Here is a 17,835-nt window from a genome sequence, read left to right on the forward strand (position 1 = left end):
CCACCGGAGGCCCGTCTATGCGGACGTGGCGGTGCCCGCCCGGTGGGACGCGTCGGCCGCCGCCGTGCCCGCGTCGCGGCGGAGGATGTCGACGGCGGGTTCGGGTCGTACGTACAGCCAGCCCTGCACCATCGGGCAGCCGAGGTCGGCGAGGGTGAGGAGGAAGACGTCGAGCGTCGGGTGGATCATGCCGACGAGGCCGGCGGGGAATCCCGATCCGCCGACGAGCGGGGCGAGCACGGTGACCCACGAGGAGAGGGCCGCGCCGACGGTGAACGCCGCGGCATCGACGACGACGTGCCGGTCGCGGGGGTGGCCGACCTTCCGGCCGAGCAGCGCGAGCCACAGGATGAGGAAGAGGCACCCCGAAGTTGGGGCGGATCAGTTCTCGGGGAGGGCGAGCGGTGCGGCGAGGGCGGCCTCGGCGTCGACGGGGGCGCCGAGGTGGAAGCCCTGCGCCCACTCGAAGTCGAGCTCCCGCACGAGGTCGAGCGCGTCGGCGCTCTCGACGCCGGCGGCGACGACGGGCAGGCCGATGCCCTGCACGGCGGAGGCGATCTCGGTGAGCGCGGCGCGCTGCTCGCCGGCGACGAGCTTCGGGTGGAGCTTGATGATGTCGACGGGAACGTCGGCCGCGGCGGGCAGCAGGTCGAGATCGGCCGGGGTGAAGCCGTCGAGGCAGAGCGTCACCTCGTTCTCCTGGAGCTGCGTGAGACGCGCGAACGCCTTGGCGTCGGCGTCGAAGAGGCGCCGGAATATGTCGGCGGTGAGGTCGACGAGCAGTCGGTCGCCGGTGATGCGATGACGTCGCAGGACGGCGTTCACCTCGGTGACGAGGGTCGGGCCGGCGACGACGTCCCACGAGACGTTGACGGAGACGATCGAGTGGTGCTCGGGGTGCGTCTCGCGGAACCGGGCCTGGAACGCGAGGGCGTCGTCGAGGGTGTGCAGGTCGACGGTGCGCATCTCGCCCGTCGCCTCGACCGCCGCGAAGACGCGCCGCGGGGCGTCGATGCCGCCGTCGGGACGACGCAGACGGACGAGGGCCTCGAAGCCCTGCAGGGCGTCGTTGCGGAGGTTGTAGAACGGCTGGAAGTGGGTGAGGAGGCCGCCCTCGCCCGCGTGTGTGTGGCCCTGCGTCTGGCCCGTCGTGCCGGTCATGTCCCTCGTGTCCTCGCCCGTGTGTGAACCGCTGTCGGTCATCCTGTCCCTCTTCGACCGGCGGCCCCCCATCCTGAGGGGCGGGCGTGGCGAGCGGCGGCACCGCCACGGCCCGGTTTCGTCCGTCCCCAGGAGATCTGGCTCTCCGCCCCGGGCGTAACGTCCCGTGGTGGTGGGGGCGTGCCGGAGTTTCGGGACCCCGGAGTTTCAGGACCCCGGCGCCGCGTGGCCGACCGGTGCGGTTCCATGAGGACATGGCGCTCGAGAAGTGGTTCCTCACGACCGAGGAACGCGGCAACCCCTTCACGCGGCTCACCCACCGACACGGCGGTGCCGCGTGGACGAGCGGCAACTCCGCCCGGCTCCACGTCCACGGGGCCGACTACTTCGCGCGTCTGCGGGAGGTCGTCGACGGGCTCAAGGCCGGCGACCTGCTCCTGTTCACCGACTGGCGGGGCGACCCCGACGAGCGCATCGGTGACGACGACCTCACCGTCGCACAGCTGCTCGCGGGGGCGGCGAGCCGGGGTGTCGTCGTCAAGGGCCTGTTCTGGCGGTCGCACCTCGACCAGTTCTCCTACTCCGAGGAGCAGAACCGGTGGATGGCCGGTGACATCCGTGCCGCCGGTGGGGAGGTCCTCCTCGACCTGCGGGTCCTGCCGCTCGGCTCCCACCACCAGAAGTTCGTCGTCGCCCGTCACCCCGGTCGGCCCGAGCTCGACGTCGCGTTCGTCGGGGGCATCGACCTGTGCCACACGCGCCGCGACGACCGTGACCACCGTGGCGACCCCCAGCCCGTCGACATGGGCGACGTGTGGGGCCCGACGCCGGGATGGCACGACGCGATGATCGAGGTTCACGGCCCCGTCGTCGGCGACGTCGAGGCGACGTTCCGCGAACGGTGGGACGACCCCACCCCGCTCACCCTCGACCCGATCTCGCGCCTCGACTCGTGGGTGCACCGAGACGATCCCCATGCCGACACCCTCCCCCCGCAGGCCCCCGACCCGGAGCCGTGCGGCGACCTGCACGTCCAGCTGCTCCGCACATACCCCGCCAAGCTGCCGCGGTTCCCGTTCGCGCCGCGCGGCGAGCGCAGCGTCGCCCGCGGCTACAACAAGGCCGTCCCGCGGGCCTCGCGCATCGTCTACGTGGAGGATCAGTACTTCTGGAGCGGCGAGGTCGCCTCGTGCTTCGCGAAGGCCCTGCGGGAGAACCCCGACCTCCGCCTCGTCGTCGTCCTGTCGACGTACACGACGGCCGACACCCGCGTCGCCGAGGCGAGCGCCATGCCCTCCCGCAACGACGCCCTCCGCGAGGTGTATCGGGCGGGTGGTGACCGGGTCGGTGTCTACGGTCTCGAGAACCACGCCGGGACGCCCGTGTACGTCCACGCCAAGGTGTGCGTCGTCGACGACGTGTGGACGGCCGTCGGCTCCGACAACGTCAACCGCCGCTCGTGGACGTACGACACCGAACTCACGTGCGCCGTGATCGACGAGACCCGGGACGAGCGCGAACCCCGCCGCATGGGCGAGGAGGAGGCGCGTCGGTTCGCCCGCGAGGCGCGTCTCACCCTCGCCCGTGAGCACCTCGACCGCGCCGACGGGGACGACGCCGACCTCGTCGATCCGGTGTCGATGTTCGAGGCGTTCCGCAAGGCGGCCCGCGACCTCGACCGGTGGCACGAGGGCGGATGCGTCGGCCCGCGCTCGCCCGGCCGCCTGCGCACGTACACGATGCGGGAGGTCACCGGCGTGCAGCGTGCGCTCGGCAAGGTCGCCTACCGGTTGGCGAGCGACCCCGACGGGCGTCCGCGCTCGATGCGGGGGACCTCGGATTTCTGAGCCGAGTTCTGAGCCCCGTCAGACGAGGCGGAGGAGCTTGAGCAGACCCCAGATGGCGAGGACGGCGAAGGCGAGGACGACCACGAGGATGAGGACGACCATGAGGACAGCCCTCACGAGGTACGTCCTCGAGGAGACGTCCACCGTGCGCCCCTGGTCGAGCGTGCGCTCCAGCAGACGGAGGTTCTTGAGGTTGGCGCGATGGGCCGCGTCGGCGACGTCGCCGACCCCCGGGATGAGCCCGAGGAGCGCGTCGAGGACGAGGTTCCAGCCCATGAGCGCGAGGACCGACACCGGCACCCGTTTGCGTACGGCGTCCGCGAGGATCATGCCCGAGATGACCGACCCGGCGGCGTCCCCCACCCCGGGGATCAACCCGATGAGCGCGTCGAGACCGAGGCCGATGTTCGTGCCCGGCACCCGGACGAGATCGTCCATGAGTCGGGCAAGGACGCGTGAGGAGTATGTGCTCGACCCTCCCCTGGGGGACGATGCGGCGGGGCGGGCGTGGAACCGGGGCATCCCACCAGCGTAGGTGGCGCGCCTCCCGGCCTCGACATTCAGACTCGTCCCAAGGCGCTGCGGCATGATCGACCCATCACCCGTGCCGCGATCCGCGACACCCGCGAACAACCCCTGAACGGAGTCCCCGCGTGAACTGGCTGCACGCCGTCCTCCTCGGCATCGTCGAGGGAGTCACCGAGTTCCTGCCGGTCTCGAGCACCGGCCACCTCAACGTCGTCGAGAAGCTCCTCGGTTACGAGATCGACAGCGTGGGCATGACCGCGTTCACCGCCGTGATCCAGATCGGCGCGATCTTCGCGGCGATCGTCTACTTCTGGGGCGACATCGTCCGCATCGCGTCCGCGTGGCTCGCGGGTCTGCGGCACGCCGACCGACGCGACGACCCCGACTGGCGTCTCGGCTGGGGCATCATCCTTGGCTCGATCCCCGTCGCCGTCGTCGGTCTGCTCTTCAAGGACGCGATCGAGGGCTCGCTGCGCAGCCTGTGGGTCATCGCCGGCGCGCTCATCGCGTGGTCGTTCGTCATGTGGCTCGCCGACCGCCGCACCGGCAACGAGCGCGGGATGAAGGACGTCACCGTCACCGACGCCCTCGTCATCGGCTGCTTCCAGGCGCTGTCGCCGGTGTTCCCCGGCATCTCCCGTTCGGGCGCGACGATCTCCGCCGGTCTCTTCCGCCGGTTCGACCGCGTCACCGCCACCCGACTCAGCTTCTTCATGGGCATCCCGGCCCTCGTCGCGGCCGGTCTTCTCGAGGCGGTCACCGCCGCCGACCACATCTCCGAGTCCGTCGGTTGGGTGCCCACCGGGATCGCGACCCTCGTGTCGTTCGTCGTCGCCTACGTCTCGATCGCGTGGCTGCTGAAGTTCGTCTCGTCGAACGACTTCACGAGCTTCATCTGGTACCGCATCGCCCTCGGCCTCGTGCTCATCGGGCTCGTCGTCGGCGGGTTCGTCGCCCCCTGACCCGCTCTTCTCCCCGCGCCCACGCGGCGGCCGTGCCTCAGGAGGCGCGTGCCGCCGCGTGGTGCGTCGTGGCGGGTGCGGGCGAGTCGGGCGCGCCCGGCGCCTCCCGGTCGTCGCGGGGGTGCAGACCCTGGTCGAGGAGGACGCGGCGGAGCGCCGCGAAGGCGCGGGCGGGGTCGATCTCGAGCTCGGACTCGCGCATCCGGTGCACCGTCCACCCGTGGCGTTCGATCCGGCACTGGTGCTCGAGGCCGCGGCGGTGGTCCTCCGGCCCGTCCCACGTCGACGTCTCGCAGACGATCGCGAGGCGCGCGCTCGGTCGCTCCGGGTCGGTGACGACGAGGTCGAGATGTCGACCCTCGACGAGGGCCCCGGTGCGCACGTCGTAGCCCCGGCTCGCGAGGACGGCCGCGAGTCGTGACGCCGTCGAGGTGGGAGCGGGCGGCTCGTCGCCGCCGTCCTCCTCCGGGCGCAGCCGTACGTCGATCCCGCGACGTCGCACCGCCTCGGTGAACAACGACGTCGTCGGATCACCCCACGTCCCGGCCCGCTCCGTACCGAGGTACCGCTCGGCGAGGCGCGTACGGCGCGTCGTCAGGTCCCGCGCCGCCGGGTCGTCCGTCGCGTGGCCGCGGGAGGCGTCGTCCCAGGCGTCGGCGTGGTTCGTGTCCGCCGCCCCGGCCGTGGCCGGTGTCACCGGCGTGGGTGCGCCGAGGAGGACGATGCGCGGCCCGACCGCGCGGAGGAACGTCGCTCCGAGGTCGAGGGCCGCGGCGTCGAGGACGACGACGGTGTCGACGACGGGCCGGTCGGCGGGGTCGTCGAGGAAGAGGTCGGGGACGCGGTGGGCCGTCACGAGCCAGGCGGGGACGGCGGCACGGCAGCGTCGGCGGATGCGGGCGAGTTCCCGGTACTGGCGGGGTGATCCGCCCGCCCCGGCGAGGCGCCGATGCAGGTACGTGTGGAGGGTGAGCGCCATGCGCGTCGCGGGGGTGAGGCGGTCGGCCCGTACGGCGTGACGCCACGCGGCGAGACGTGTCCCCAGCTCGGCGGCGTCGCGGATCTCGCGGTCGAGACGGGCCAGTTCGCTCGGGAACGCCGTCGGGTCGTCCCGGCGCTGCTCGTCGAGCCACGTCCGGGTGCATGCCCACCGCCATGCCTCCTCGAGGCGGGGCAGGCGGGCCTCCCACCAGGCGCGGGGCGCGCTGTCGAGGGCGTCGAGCAGGCGCGGCGCCGCGACCCGCAGGCGAGGGACGACGGCGGCACGGCGGGCGAGGTCGTCGTGTCGGCGGTCGAGCTCGGCGAGTTCCTCCCACGCGTGGGCGTAGCCGCCGGGGTCGAGGGCGAGGACGGCGTCGTGGAGACGGCGCGCCGCGTCGGCGGCCCCGCCGTCGGCGAGCTCGTCGCGGAGCCGGATGACGAGGTGCGTGAGCGGCGCCGCGTGCGCCGTCGTCGCGGCCACGTCGTCCGCGGCGGCGAGGCGGGCGAGGAGGTCGCCGCCGGCGTCGTCGTCGGCCCAGTCGGGCAGGGGGACGCCGAGGGTGGCGAGGTGGTCGGTCACCGCGGCGAGGCGGGTGGGCAGTGCGACGATGCGGTCGAACTGCATCCACAGAGTGCGGTGGCAGTCGAGTCGGGCGGTGAGCGAGTCCTGCTCGGGGACGACGGTCGACGCCGGCCACGCCGCGTCCAGCTCGTCGAGGGCGCGCTCGGCGTCGAGGTGGCGGAGGAACGCCTCGACGTCCTCGAGGCGGGTCGGGGGACGCCCGTCGACGCGGACGAACCGGAACAGCGGGTCGGCGGCGCGGACGTGGTCGGGGAGGTCGATGCCGCCGAGCGGGATGCCGTGCCGGTCGACGGGGAGCGGGCCGACCTCACGGAGGTGGTCGCGAAGGTAGCGGGCGCGGGGCGCGGGGTGGTCGAGGGCTTCGACGACGTCGACGTCGCGGCCCACGGCGCCGACCTTCTCGGTCGCCGTCGCGACGAGGTCGCCGATCACGGTGGCGGCCCGGTGCCACTCCTGCGGCGTCGCGGAGCGCAGGTCGCGGATCGCGCCCTCCATCCACTCGCCCGGGAAGTCGGCGGCGGCACACAGGTCGTCCGCGAGGTCGCCGAGGAGCGTGACGAGCCGGGCTCGGTCCTCCGTGCTCGCCGAGGAGAGTCGTCGGACGGCGGGGTCGTCGGCGTACCGCGCCCGGCCGGCGGCGTCGTGGGCGTCCTCGTCGAACCGGGCGACGAGACGGGCGAACTCGGCGGGGTCGGGTAGCCGGGCGAGGTCGTGGCGGCGGCCGTGGAAGCCGCGGGCGAGACGGGCGAGCGCCTCGTCCCCGGCGAGGTCGAGGGCGGCGCGGAGGTCGTCGGCGTCGACGGGACACGGGCCGTCGGTGGGGGCGTCGACGAGGTCGGCGAGCCAGCCGTCCTCGGCAGCGGCGTCGTGGTGACGTCGAACGAGCTCGGCGAGCGGGGCGGTGTGGCCGCCGTGCGTGCGGACGAGGGTCTCGGCCTCCCGGCTCGTCTCGGCCTGGTCGAGGAGGCGGCGGCGTTCGTCGCGGAGGAGCCGGAGCGTGCGGCCGGAGGCGGCGAGGTCCCGGTCGACGGCGTCGCGGTCGAGGTCGGTGAACCGTCGGGTGATGGTCTCGACGGCGTTCGTGAGGTCGTCGTCGGTCGCGGCGACGTCGGGCACGGTGACGGCGAGGGGCCGCAGGTCGAGGGGGAGGTGGGCGTGGACGGCGCGCAGGGTCGCCGTCGCGCCGCCGGTGACGAGGACCCGGCGCCCCTCCCGCAGCTCGTGGGCGACGAGGGCGGCGGCGAGGGGCGTCGGGTCGATGCCGGTCGTGTCGATCACCGTCTCGGCGTGATGGACGGCGTGATGGAGCGCCTCCCCTTCGGGGCCGGTGAGGTCGGCGACCGTCGTGAGGTCGTCGGGCGCCTCCGGCCCGGCGCCGGGTCGGGGGTCGGGTGTGGGTGTGGGGACGTGCGTGAGGGAGGCGGGGGTGGCCTCGAGGCGGTCGGCGAGGCGGCGGTACGGCTCGGGGTCGACCGTGCCGCGTCGGCGGACGAGCAGGGTGGGCGCCCACGCGAGGTCCGGCGCGGCTGTGCTCGGCGGGGTGGGGAGCGCGGCGCGGATCCGGGCGAGGAGGGGCGCGACGGCCTCCTCGTCGAGGGGGGAACCCTCGAGTCCGCGGGCGGCGGCGTGGAGGTCGTCGGCGATGCCGCGGGCGGGGCGGTGGGCGGCCGGGACGCCGCGGAGGTCGAGGGTGAGGCCGCGCGCGTAGGCGTCGACGGCGACGCGGACGTGCCCGTCGGGGCCGACGTCGACGACGACCGGGGCGGTGAGGAGGTGGCGTCGCAGCGTGCGCGGGCCGCCACCGATGCGGCCCTCGGCATCGGTGTCGGTCGTCGTGAGGAGCCCGACGCCGAGGAGGAGGTCGTGTCGGTCGTGGCGGGCGAGTTCGGCAGCCCGGAGGAGGAGGTCGTGGCGGGCGCGGGCGGGACGGTCCTCGGTCTCGCGGTCGCTCCACGCGAGCCATTTCTCGTGCCAGTCGTGGAAGGTGGGGCGGACCGCCGGTACGTCCCGGAGGTGCCGCCCGTCGGCCTTCGCGCGGAGCCGGATGCGGGCGCCGGGCCGGTCGACGTCGCCGGAGACCCACGGGAGGAGGAGTTCGGGCACGGGCGGCCGCGGCGTCGCCGGAGGCGGGGGTGGGGTGGTGAGGGGGAACACGTCGCCGACGAGGAGGGGTTCGTCGGCGAGGTCCCACGCCGCCGCCGGGGTGAGGTGCGCGGCGCGGGCGAGGAACCGGAACGCGCGGCTCGTGCCCGGCCTGTCGGTGTCCACGGATGTCGAATCGGCCTGTGGCGCTGGGGTATGAGGCCCGACGAACGTTCAACCCGGTGGGCGGCACCGGGGGCGCGGACCTCGCGCACGTCTCGTGTGCGGTGGCGGGCCGGCGCGCTGCGGTGCGGTGATCGGGGACGGGGCGACTCCGACGCCTCTGCGTCCGCCGCTGACCACATCTTGGACGGTTGTCCACACGTCGACGACGGGTCGCCTCCCGCGCCGACCCCCCGCGTGCGACGGCGGCGACGGGCCCCCACGTGGGCTCGTCGGTGCGGGCCGAGGTCCGCAGGCGGTTGGACAAGCCGCCCACGCGTGCGGTTTCGTGGCCGGTCGTCCACCGCCGGGCCGATCCGTGCGGGTCGGCGCGGCCTCTCACGGTCGGTCCCAGGAGGATGCATGCCGGACGAACGCACAGGATCCACGCGACACCCCCGGGGGAGGGGGCGGCGGCTCGAGGTCGACCACGTCACCGTCGTCGACCGCAAGCCGATGCGGACGGCCATCGCCGGGGCCGTCGTCGGCAACGGCATGGAGTGGTACGACTTCGGCATCTACGGCTACCTCACCGCCACGATGACGACCGTCTTCGTGCCCGACGTGCCGCAGCAGTGGCAGCTGCTCGTCGTCCTCGCCGGATTCGCGGTGAGCTTCCTCGTGCGGCCCATCGGCGGGCTCGTCCTCGGCCCCCTCGGTGACCGCATCGGCCGCCAGAAGACCCTCGCGCTCACGATGATCATGATGTCGCTCGCGACCGGCGCCATCGGTCTGCTGCCGACGAGCGCGCAGGTGGGCAACTGGGCGCTCGTCGGGCTCATCCTGTGTCGCGTCGTCCAGGGCTTCTCCACCGGCGGCGAGTACGCGGGCGCGACGACGTTCGTCTCCGAGTACGCCCCCGACAACCGTCGCGGGTTCCTCGCGAGCATCCTCGACACCGGCTCCTACCTCGGCTTCGCCGTCGGCGCCGCGACCGTCGCGGTCTGTCAGGTCACCCTCGGGCAGGAGACGATGCTCGCGTGGGGATGGCGCGTGCCGTTCCTCCTCGCCCTCCCGCTGGGCGCCATCGCGATGTTCTTCCGGCTCCGCATCGAGGAGTCACCCGCGTTCGAGAAGACGAAGGCCCTCTCCGACGCCACCGCTGCGGCCTCCTCGGATGCCCCCACCGGCACCTCGACCACCGCGGACGCCGCGCAGCCCCTCGGCCTCGGTGGCCTCCTGCGGCACCACTGGCGCCCGATCCTCATCGCGGTCGCGCTCGTCGGCGCGACGAACACCGCCGGGTACTCCCTCACGTCCTACATGCCGTCCTACCTCGAGGCGAACCACGGCTACACCGGCCTGCAGGCCTCGCTCGCGACGATCCCCGCACTCGTCGCGTTGTCGATCGCCGTGCCGTTCGTCGGCAAGCTGTCGGACCGCATCGGCCGCAAGCCCGTCTACGCGGTGGCCATCGTGTCGACGATCGTCCTCACCGTCCCGGCGTACCTCATGATGGCGAACCCGTCGCTCGTCTGGGTCTCGATGCTCATGCTCGCGTTCTCGGTGACGTTCTACGTCGCGATCTCCGCCTCCGCGCTGCCCGCGCTGTTCCCGACGGCGTCGCGATACGGCGCGATGGCGATCGCCTACAACATCTCCGTCTCCCTCTTCGGCGGCACCGCCCCGATGATCGGCGAGCTGCTCGTCAAGGTCACCGGCATCACGATCGCGCCCGCGTTCTACACGATCGCGTTCGCCGTGTTCGGCGGCATCGCGTTGCTCACGATGAAGGAGAGCGCCGGACGTCCCCTGCCGGGGTCGATGCCCACGGTCGGGTCGAGCGAGGAGGCACAAGACCTCGTCGACACGCAGGAGGCCAACCCGCGCCTCGACGTCGCCGATCTCCCCTTCGAGGAGCACGACGCCGCCACCGCGGCCCTCGCCGACGCGAACGGCGACTCCCGCACCGACGCCTGATCTGTACCGGCGCCTGATCTGCACCGGCACACGGCCGCCGCCCCACCCTTCCCGCTCGCCGCGGGGCCCGGGTGGGGCGGCGGTCGTTCGTCCTCGGGGTGGCGGCGCCACGCCAGGTGGTCGGCGCCGGCCGGGCGGTCAGGACAGGAGCCACGCCCGCGCGGCGTCGGTCTCGCCCCGGTCGAAGGTGCGCAGCTCGCCCGGCACGATCCGCCCGCCGAGCTCGGAGACCGCACGCACCCACCGCTGGTGGGCGACGATCGCGCACCGCTCGACGTGCCGCACGAGAGGCACGTTCTCGAGGTCCTCGAGGTAGGCGCGCGGGGCGATGCGGGTGAGGTCGACGTCGCCGTAGCGCGCGAGGAGCCGCAACGAGCCGTGCTCGGCCTCCACCTCCTCGAGGGTGCGGCGGCACGCCGCCATCTCGTCGGCGCCGAGATCACCGCCGACCTCGATCGTCACGACGTTCGTCCCCGGTTCGATCTGCGTCGTCACCATGGTGTCCTCCGTCGGTGCGGGTGGGGGCTCGCGGCAGGAGTCGGCCGGTGAAGGGCCCGGTCAGGCGTCGCCGTCGCCCGAGTCGCCCTCGGGGTCGTCCTCGTCGGGTCGGGCGCCGCTGAGGGCCTCGGTGAGCGTGGCCTTCTGGGCGACGAGGCCGCTGCCGCGCTCGTAGTCGTCGTCGGCGTTGTAGGTGAGGACCCCGACGACGACGTCGTCCGCGTCGGCGTACCAGACGGTGAACCCGCCGGTGCGTTCGACGACCTCGGCGCGCTCGTGGCCGTCGCCCCACGCCGCGTACTGCAGGGTGTGCTCGCCGATCTCGCTGAAGAAGCCGGGCACGTCCGACCACGGCTGCCAGCCGTCGCCGGTCTCCTCGCCGGAGCCGTCGGTGGCGGCGGCGTTGCGGCCGACGAGGTCGCCCATGGCGAGGGCGTCGCCCCAGTGCTCGACGTCGAGGGAACGGCCCGCGGTGACGTTGAGGCCGCGGGCGGAGTCGCCCGCCACCCACACTCCCGGTGCGACGGAGAGGCGTTCGTCGGCGACGAGGCGGCCGTCGTACGTCTGGAGACCGGCCGGGTCGCCGAGGTCACCGGCGGCCGGCTGCATGCCGATCGCGGAGAGGATCATGTCGGGCGCGAGCGTCGTGCCGTCGTCGAGGTGGACGGTGCGGGGCGCGTCGACGTGCGTCACCTGCACGCCGGTGCGGATCTCGACGCCGAGGTCGGTGAGCCAGGACGTGATCTGTCGGGAGGCGTGGTCGCCGAGCCGGGTCGTCTGGGGGCCGTCCTCGGGGGTGACGAGCGTGACGTCGACGCCGCGCGACCCGAGCGACGCGGCGGCCTCGCAGCCGATGAACCCGGAGCCGATGACGACGGCGCTCGTCGACCGCTTGGCGGCCGCGGTGAGGCAGCGGGCGTCCTCGAGGGAACGCAGGAGGTGGATCTCCGCGTCGGCGTCGGCCTCGGGGAACGGCGTCGGCACCGCGCCGGTCGCGACGACCAGGCGACGGAAACCGAGGGTCTCGTCCCCGGCGGTGACGGTGCGCTTCTCGAGGTCGATCGCGGTGACGTTCCTGCCGAGGAGGAGTTCGGCGTCCTTCGGCACCGCCGGGCCGATCGGCGTCGGTTCGACGGGCGGACCCCCGGCGAGGGAGTCCTTCGACAGCGGCGGCCGCATGTACGGCTCGTCGACGTCGGCGGAGACGATCGCGACGGGGCCGGGCCCACCGGCCTCCGCGTAGGAGGCGGCGGCCTGGATGCCGGCCGGTCCGCTGCCGATGACGAGGAGTTCGAAGGTGCGCATGGGCCAGCATTACCCGAACGCTGGCGCCTCTACGCGATTTCGCGCCGAGGCCGGCGTGGTGGGGGTGGGCATGGTCGCACCGGCGAGGGGGGTCGCGGTGAGCGCGACGAACACGGCGCGCGTGAAGCGGGTGCTCATCGAGATCCTTCAGGGGTCGTCATCCTTCAGGGGTCGTCGCCACCGGGGTGGTGGCCAGGGGGGGCGACGCAGGAGAGTCGTCGATGCCGCACGTGCCGAAGGGGATTCGGCCCGTACGGGTGTCGGTGAGCATGGGAGCGTCTGGGTATGGTGCCGGGGCCGGTGAGGGTGAGGACTTCGTCCGGATCGCCCCGCCCGGTGACCCGGGCCCCAGGCGGTCGCCTCCGTGGCGGCTCAGGAGGACGCGGTCGTCGCCGACCGGACGTCGTGGGGCACACGCCCCGGAGGAGGGGAAGTCGTGAGGATCGTCCGTCGTCGTGCTCCGATGCGCGGGGCCGCGCTGCTCGTGGGTGCCGTCCTGCTCGGGGGATGCGGGGGTGCCCCCACCCCGGCGCCGACGACTGCGTCGACGACCTCGACCACGACGGCGTCGGCTTCACCCACGACGTCCTCACCGACGGCGTCGTCCTCATCGGCCGAGACGTCCACCTCGACGGATCCCGGCTCGTCCGGCACACCGGGCACGACCTCGTCGACGCCGGACGCACCGGCGTCCTCCTCGTCCGCGGCGGGGACGGGGGCATCGGGGACGGTGCTCGTGCCCGTCGCGGGCGTCGTCGACGGCGACACCGTCACCGTGCGTCTCGGCGGGCAGAAGGAGCGGGTGCGGGTCATCGGCATCGACACCCCCGAGCTGCGCGGCGACGAGTGCTACGCGCGGCAGGCGGCGAGCCGGATGCAGTCGCTCGTGCAGAGCCGCGAGGTGCAGCTCGTGACGGATCCGCCGCAGGGCGACCGCGACCGCTACGGCCGCCTCCTGCGACACGTGCGTCTCGCCGACGGCCGGTCCGCGGCGAAGGTGCTCCTCGAGGAGGGGTTCGCCCGTGAGTACACGTACCGCCGCGCCTACGAGGGGCAGGCGGAGTACCGCGCGGCCGAGGCCGCGGCGCAGAAGTCGCACGCGGGGTTGTGGGGGGCGTGCCCGGCGTCCCCGCGGCGGGGGCCCTCGACGTCGGCCCGTCCGACACCGTCGACGACGTCCCGGCGCCCGGCCGACGCCCCGAAGGGGGACCGTCCCGCCGGTGGCTCGTGCGACATCAAGGGCAACATCAACCGGCGCGGCGAGAAGATCTACCACGTGCCCGGTGGCCGCTCCTACGCGCGCACGACGATCGACACCTCACGCGGCGAGCGGATGTTCTGCAGCGAGAGCGAGGCCCGCGCCGCCGGGTGGCGCGCCGCGCGCGACTGACGGGTCCTCCCGCCTCGGCCCGGAGCGGAATGACCGGGCGGGCTCAGAGGCCGTCGAACATCTTGCCGGGGTTGAGGATCCCCTGCGGGTCGAGGGCGCCCTTGACGGCCCGGTGGAGCGCCTTCGCGCCGTCGTCGAGCTCCTTGGTGAGCCAGTGGCGCTTGAGGTAGCCGACGCCGTGCTCGCCGGTGATCGTGCCGCCGAGCCCGAGCCCGAGCTGCATGATCTCGTCGAACGCCGCCTCGGCGCAGTCGACCGCGGCCTGGTCGGACGCGTCGAAGAACACCGACGGGTGGATGTTCCCGTCGCCCGCGTGCGCGACGACCGCGATGGTGAGGCCCGACGCGGCACGGATGCGGTCGAGTTCGTCGTAGAACTCCGGCATGCGCGTGCGCGGCAGGCAGACGTCGTCGAGGAGCTGTCCGCCGCCGTGGGCCTGCGCGTGGCGTTCGTACGCGGGCTGCGCCATGCGGCGGGCGGCGACGAGGGCGTCGCTGTCGGCGGCGTCGTCGCTGAACCCGACGTCGAGGGCGCCGTTCGCCTCCGCCGCGGCGGTGAACGCCTCCACCTCGGCGAGGGCGGCCGGGGCGTGACCGGCGCCGTCGGACTGCATGAGGAGCATCGCGCCCGCCTGGTCGTCGAGGCCGAAGTCGCCGAACTCGTTGAGGAGCCGCAGCGTCGTGCGGTCGAGCGACTCGAGCATCGAGGGCTGCGCGCCGCCCGCCATGAACTGCGAGACGGTCGCGGCCGCGGCACGTTCGTCGGGGAACGTCGCGACGGCCGTGAGCGGCGGCGGCAGCAGGGGCACCAGACGCAGGGTGATCTCGACGACGACGCCGAGCGTGCCCTCCGACCCGACGAACAGGCCGCGCAGGTCGAGCCCGGCGACGCCCTTCGCCGTGGCCGTGCCGAGCGTCGCGAGGGTGCCGTCGGCGAGGACGACGACGAGCTTGCGCACGTAGTCGCGGGTGACGCCGTACTTGACGCAGCAGAGGCCGCCGGCGTTCGTCGCGACGTTGCCACCGATGGAGGACAACGCGACCGAGCCGGGGTCGGGCGGGTAGGAGAGTCCGTGCGGGACGAGCGCGTTCTTGAGCTCCTGGTTGATGATCCCGGGCTCGACGGTGACGGTGCGCTCGCCCACGTCGATGTCGAGGATGCGGTTCATCCGCTCGACCGAGAGGAGGAGACAGCCGGGCACGGCGTTCGCGCCGCCGGAGATGCCCGACCGGGCGCCCTGGGGCACGACGGGGACGCCGTGACGCGAGGCGAACCGCAGCGTCGCCTGGACGTCCTCGACGCACGTCGCGCGGACGAGGGCGACGGCACCGTCGGCCGGGCAGAACAGCGCCCAGTCGGCCGAGTAGCTGCGGACGACGTCGGCGTCGAGGGCGAGCGCACCCTCGGAGAGCTCCGGGGCGAGTTCGCGCTCGACGAGGTCGTGGGTCGTCGCGGGGTCGGTGGTGGGAGGAGTCGTCATGCGGGCCTCACTTCGTCGTGCCAGTCGATCTCGGGTTCGGCGTGTTCGGCGACGCTGTCGTCGTCGGGGGCGGGCGCGGCCTTGAGCGCGACGACCGTGAACCCGGCTAGCACCATGACGACGCCGACGACCCACATCCCGGCGTTCTGGGTGCCGGTGAGGTCCTTGAGCCAGCCCGTGATGTACGGCGCGACGAACCCGCTCGCGTTGCCGATCGTGTTGATGAGCGCGATGCCTCCCGCGGCCGCCGCGCCGGAGAGGAACGTCGTCGGCAGCGGCCAGAACGTCGGCAGCGCCGAACAGATGCACATGCAGCACAGGGTGATCGCCGCCATCGTCGTGAACGGCGAGTCGAGGTAGAGCGCCCCGGGGATCGTCACGCCGCCGATGAACAGCGGGATCGCGACGTGCCACACACGCTCGCCCGTGCGGTCGCCGTGGTGCGACCACAGGACCATCGCGACCGCACCGAACGCGAAGGGCACCGCCGTGATGAGGCCGATCTGCATGAGCGTGAACGTCGTGTCGAACGTCTCGGAGAACCCGGCGATGATCGTCGGGAGGAAGAAGCTCAACGCGTACAGGCCGTAGGCGGCGCCGAAGTACACGAACGCGAGCGCCCAGATGCGCGGCTGCACGAGCGCGCGACGCAGGGGGTAGTGGTAGCGGGCGGCGGTGCGTCCGTGCTCGGCGTCCATCTCGGCGACGAGCCAGTCGCGCTCCTCGGGGGCGAGCCAGCGCGCCTGCTCGGGGCGGTCGGTGAGGTAGAACCAGCAGATGATGCCGAGGAGGACGGCGGGGAGCCCCTCGACGAAGAACATGAACCGCCAGCCCGCCAGGCCCGCGGCGTGCGTGTCGCCGAGGCCGATGAGCCACGCCGAGAACGGTGCGCCGACGACGGTCGAGAGGGGCACGGCGAGGAGGAACAGCGCCGTCGCCCGCGCCCGCAGCCGCTTGGGGAACCAGTAGGTCAGGTACAGGATGATGCCGGGGAAGAACCCGGCCTCGGCGACGCCGAGGAGGAACCGCACGACGAGCAGCCACGTCGCGTTCGGCACGAACGCCATGAGCGAGGCGAGGACGCCCCACGTGAAGATGATGCGGGCGAGCCACCGACGCGCCCCGACCTTGTGGAGCGCGAGGTTGCTCGGCACCTCGAGCAGGAGGTACCCGGCGAAGAACAGACCGGAGGCGAGCCCGAACATCGTCGCGCTGAGCCCCAGCTCCTTGTTCATGCCGTTGGGGCCCGCGAACCCGACGTTCGTGCGGTCGAGGTAGTTGACGAAGTACAGCGCGATGAGGAAGGGCACGAGACGTGTCGTGACCTTGCGCATCGTGCGGCGTTCGAGGTCGGTCTGAGGCGGTGACGTTCCGGCCGGGGCAGCACTCATCGTTCTCCTTGCAGCGGTATGGGATCCGTGCAATGTACGCACGAATCGCCCCCGGACGGGGCGAGCGTCCGCGGGCGATTCGGTGTGCTTCCGGCCGGTGCGCCGGACGGGAGGGTCGCGTCAGAAGGGCACACCGCAGTGGAGGACGACGTTCGAGTACGGCGTCGCCTCCCCCGTGCGCACGGCGAACGCGGCGCTCGCGGTCATCCGCTTGAGCTCGTCGTGGGTCACCTCGGCACGGGTGCCGAGGCGGTCGGCGCGGGCGTCGAACCACCGGCCCGCCTGCCCGTCGAGGGACTCGCGGGCGACGGTGTGGGACTCGACGACGATCTCGTCGAGGAGCGCGTCGAGGACCTCGATGAACCGCGGGATGCCGGGGAGGAGCGCGAGGTCGACGACGGGGACGGACCGCGGGAGCGGCAGCCCCATGTCGCCGACGACGACCCGGTCGGTGTGGCCGAGGAGGGCGATCTGGCGGGACAGTTCGGCGTGGACGATGCCGCGACGTTTCACGGCTTCTCCTCCCAGTCGTAGGACTCCTGCGCGCCCCGGCCCTGGACGGCCTTCGCCCCGGCGGTGTTGCCCCGTTCGGCGGAGGAGCGCAGGTCGCCACCGGCGGCGAGTTCGGCGGCGAGGGTGCCGACGAAGCAGTCGCCGGCGCCGGTGGTGTCGACGACGTCGACCTTCTCCCCGTCGCACGTGAACGACAGGGTGTCGGGGGCGGCGACGACGGCTCCGGCGCCACCGAGGGTGATGACGACGGAGGCGACGCCGACGGCGACGAGGTCCTCGGCGAGGCGGGCCGCGGCGGCGGTGTCGACGGGGGCCGCCGCGTCGGGTCCGTCGGGTCCGTCGGGTCCGTCGGCGACGGCGCCGAGGGTCCGCGCCGCGGCGAGGGCCTCGTGCTCGTTGACGACGAGCGGGTCGGCCGCCCGGAGGGTCGCGGGGTCGAGGTCGACGACGGGCGCGAGGTTGACGACGACGCGGGCCCCCGCGCGGCGCGCGCCGGCGACGGTCGCGTCGACGACGTCGACGGGGATCTCGCCCTGGACGACGACGACGTCGTCGGCGGTGAGGTCGAGGTCGGCGACGTCGTCGTGCCCCACCTTCGCGTTCGCGCCGGAGATGACGATGATCGAGTTCTCGCCGGCGTCGGAGACGGTGATGAGCGCGAGACCGGTGGGCGAGCCCGCGACCTCGCGGACGCGGGTGAGATCCACCCCCGCGCGTCGCAGCAGCGACACCCCGACCTCGGCCTGGGCGTCGTCGCCGACGCATCCGACCATGACGACGGCTGCGCCCGCGAGCGCGGCCGCGACGGCCTGGTTGGCGCCCTTGCCGCCGGGCCGGGTCGACCCGTCGCCCCCGAGCACGGTCTCACCGGGCAGGGGGTGACGGGCGACCCGCGCGAACAGGTCGACGTTGATCGACCCGACGACGACGACCCGGCCGCCGCCGGCCTTCGTGGTCGCGGTGGTCATGCCC

15 protein-coding genes are annotated in these 17,835 nt (G+C 73.4%); 4 read left to right on the top strand and 11 right to left on the bottom strand.

Annotation, left to right across the window (positions count from 1 at the left end; genetic code table 11):
- Positions 1 to 15 precede the first annotated feature (15 nt).
- Entirely contained in the window at positions 16 to 240 is a 225-nt protein-coding gene (locus MOPEL_RS14455; protein ID WP_009483624.1) for a hypothetical protein, read from the bottom strand.
- Between the two features lie 141 nt (positions 241 to 381).
- Complete coding sequence (locus tag MOPEL_RS14460) at positions 382 to 1,161, bottom strand: EAL domain-containing protein (protein WP_169316329.1); 780 nt, start codon at positions 1,159 to 1,161, stop codon at positions 382 to 384.
- Positions 1,162 to 1,415: 254 nt separating this feature from the next.
- On the opposite strand from MOPEL_RS14460, the gene MOPEL_RS14465 reads away from it, so the two are divergent.
- Positions 1,416 to 3,008, top strand: a complete 1,593-nt coding sequence (locus MOPEL_RS14465) for a phospholipase D family protein (RefSeq protein ID WP_009483626.1) — start codon at positions 1,416 to 1,418, stop codon at positions 3,006 to 3,008.
- 18 nt (positions 3,009 to 3,026) lie between these two features.
- Here the strand turns inward: MOPEL_RS14465 and MOPEL_RS14470 are convergent, their stop codons facing one another.
- Positions 3,027 to 3,530, bottom strand: a complete 504-nt coding sequence (locus MOPEL_RS14470) for a DUF4112 domain-containing protein (protein ID WP_083841887.1) — start codon at positions 3,528 to 3,530, stop codon at positions 3,027 to 3,029.
- Between the two features lie 131 nt (positions 3,531 to 3,661).
- Between MOPEL_RS14470 and MOPEL_RS14475 the strand changes: the two genes are divergently transcribed.
- The gene (locus MOPEL_RS14475) at positions 3,662 to 4,498 is read left to right on the top strand and encodes an undecaprenyl-diphosphate phosphatase (RefSeq protein ID WP_009483628.1); all 837 of its coding nucleotides are present in this window, start codon (positions 3,662 to 3,664) and stop codon (positions 4,496 to 4,498) included.
- 37 nt (positions 4,499 to 4,535) lie between these two features.
- Here MOPEL_RS14475 and MOPEL_RS17880 read toward each other — a convergent pair whose 3' ends face one another.
- A complete protein-coding gene (locus MOPEL_RS17880; protein ID WP_009483629.1) occupies positions 4,536 to 8,330 on the bottom strand; it encodes a PDDEXK-like endonuclease domain-containing protein in 3,795 nt (1,264 codons plus the stop codon).
- A gap of 399 nt (positions 8,331 to 8,729) precedes the next feature.
- On the opposite strand from MOPEL_RS17880, the gene MOPEL_RS14485 reads away from it, so the two are divergent.
- The gene (locus tag MOPEL_RS14485; protein ID WP_009483630.1) at positions 8,730 to 10,286 is read left to right on the top strand and encodes an MFS transporter; all 1,557 of its coding nucleotides are present in this window, start codon (positions 8,730 to 8,732) and stop codon (positions 10,284 to 10,286) included.
- A 138-nt stretch (positions 10,287 to 10,424) separates the two neighbouring features.
- Here the strand turns inward: MOPEL_RS14485 and MOPEL_RS14490 are convergent, their stop codons facing one another.
- From MOPEL_RS14490 to MOPEL_RS17885, 3 genes are all read right to left on the bottom strand, one after another.
- Complete coding sequence (locus MOPEL_RS14490) at positions 10,425 to 10,781, bottom strand: SpoIIAA family protein (protein WP_169316330.1); 357 nt, start codon at positions 10,779 to 10,781, stop codon at positions 10,425 to 10,427.
- A gap of 63 nt (positions 10,782 to 10,844) precedes the next feature.
- A complete protein-coding gene (locus MOPEL_RS14495) occupies positions 10,845 to 12,089 on the bottom strand; it encodes an NAD(P)/FAD-dependent oxidoreductase (RefSeq protein ID WP_009483632.1) in 1,245 nt (414 codons plus the stop codon).
- Between the two features lie 372 nt (positions 12,090 to 12,461).
- Positions 12,462 to 12,857, bottom strand: a complete 396-nt coding sequence (locus MOPEL_RS17885) for a hypothetical protein (protein WP_217994551.1) — start codon at positions 12,855 to 12,857, stop codon at positions 12,462 to 12,464.
- On the opposite strand from MOPEL_RS17885, the gene MOPEL_RS14505 reads away from it, so the two are divergent.
- Positions 12,826 to 13,479 carry a thermonuclease family protein gene (locus MOPEL_RS14505; protein ID WP_169316331.1) on the top strand — a complete coding sequence of 218 codons (654 nt, stop codon included), beginning with the start codon at positions 12,826 to 12,828 and terminating at the stop codon, positions 13,477 to 13,479. The genes MOPEL_RS17885 and MOPEL_RS14505 overlap by 32 nt on opposite strands.
- Positions 13,480 to 13,522: 43 nt before the next feature.
- Here MOPEL_RS14505 and MOPEL_RS14510 read toward each other — a convergent pair whose 3' ends face one another.
- The 4 genes from MOPEL_RS14510 to MOPEL_RS14525 all read right to left on the bottom strand — a co-directional run bounded on the left by MOPEL_RS14510 (position 13,523) and on the right by MOPEL_RS14525 (position 17,831).
- Positions 13,523 to 14,959 carry an FAD-binding oxidoreductase gene (locus tag MOPEL_RS14510; protein WP_009483636.1) on the bottom strand — a complete coding sequence of 479 codons (1,437 nt, stop codon included), beginning with the start codon at positions 14,957 to 14,959 and terminating at the stop codon, positions 13,523 to 13,525.
- A complete protein-coding gene (locus MOPEL_RS14515) occupies positions 14,956 to 16,350 on the bottom strand; it encodes an MFS transporter (RefSeq protein ID WP_009483637.1) in 1,395 nt (464 codons plus the stop codon). Before MOPEL_RS14515 ends, MOPEL_RS14510 begins: the two co-directional genes overlap by 4 nt.
- A 120-nt stretch (positions 16,351 to 16,470) precedes the next feature.
- Entirely contained in the window at positions 16,471 to 16,863 is a 393-nt protein-coding gene (gene rbsD / locus MOPEL_RS14520; RefSeq protein WP_009483638.1) for a D-ribose pyranase, read from the bottom strand.
- Positions 16,860 to 17,831 (bottom strand): ribokinase, encoded by a 972-nt coding sequence (locus MOPEL_RS14525; protein ID WP_051992348.1) that lies wholly within the window; start codon positions 17,829 to 17,831, stop codon positions 16,860 to 16,862. Before MOPEL_RS14525 ends, rbsD begins: the two co-directional genes overlap by 4 nt.
- Positions 17,832 to 17,835: the final 4 nt, after the last annotated feature.

This window comes from Mobilicoccus pelagius NBRC 104925 (assembly GCF_000247995.1).
GTDB classification, from domain to species: domain Bacteria; phylum Actinomycetota; class Actinomycetes; order Actinomycetales; family Dermatophilaceae; genus Mobilicoccus; species Mobilicoccus pelagius.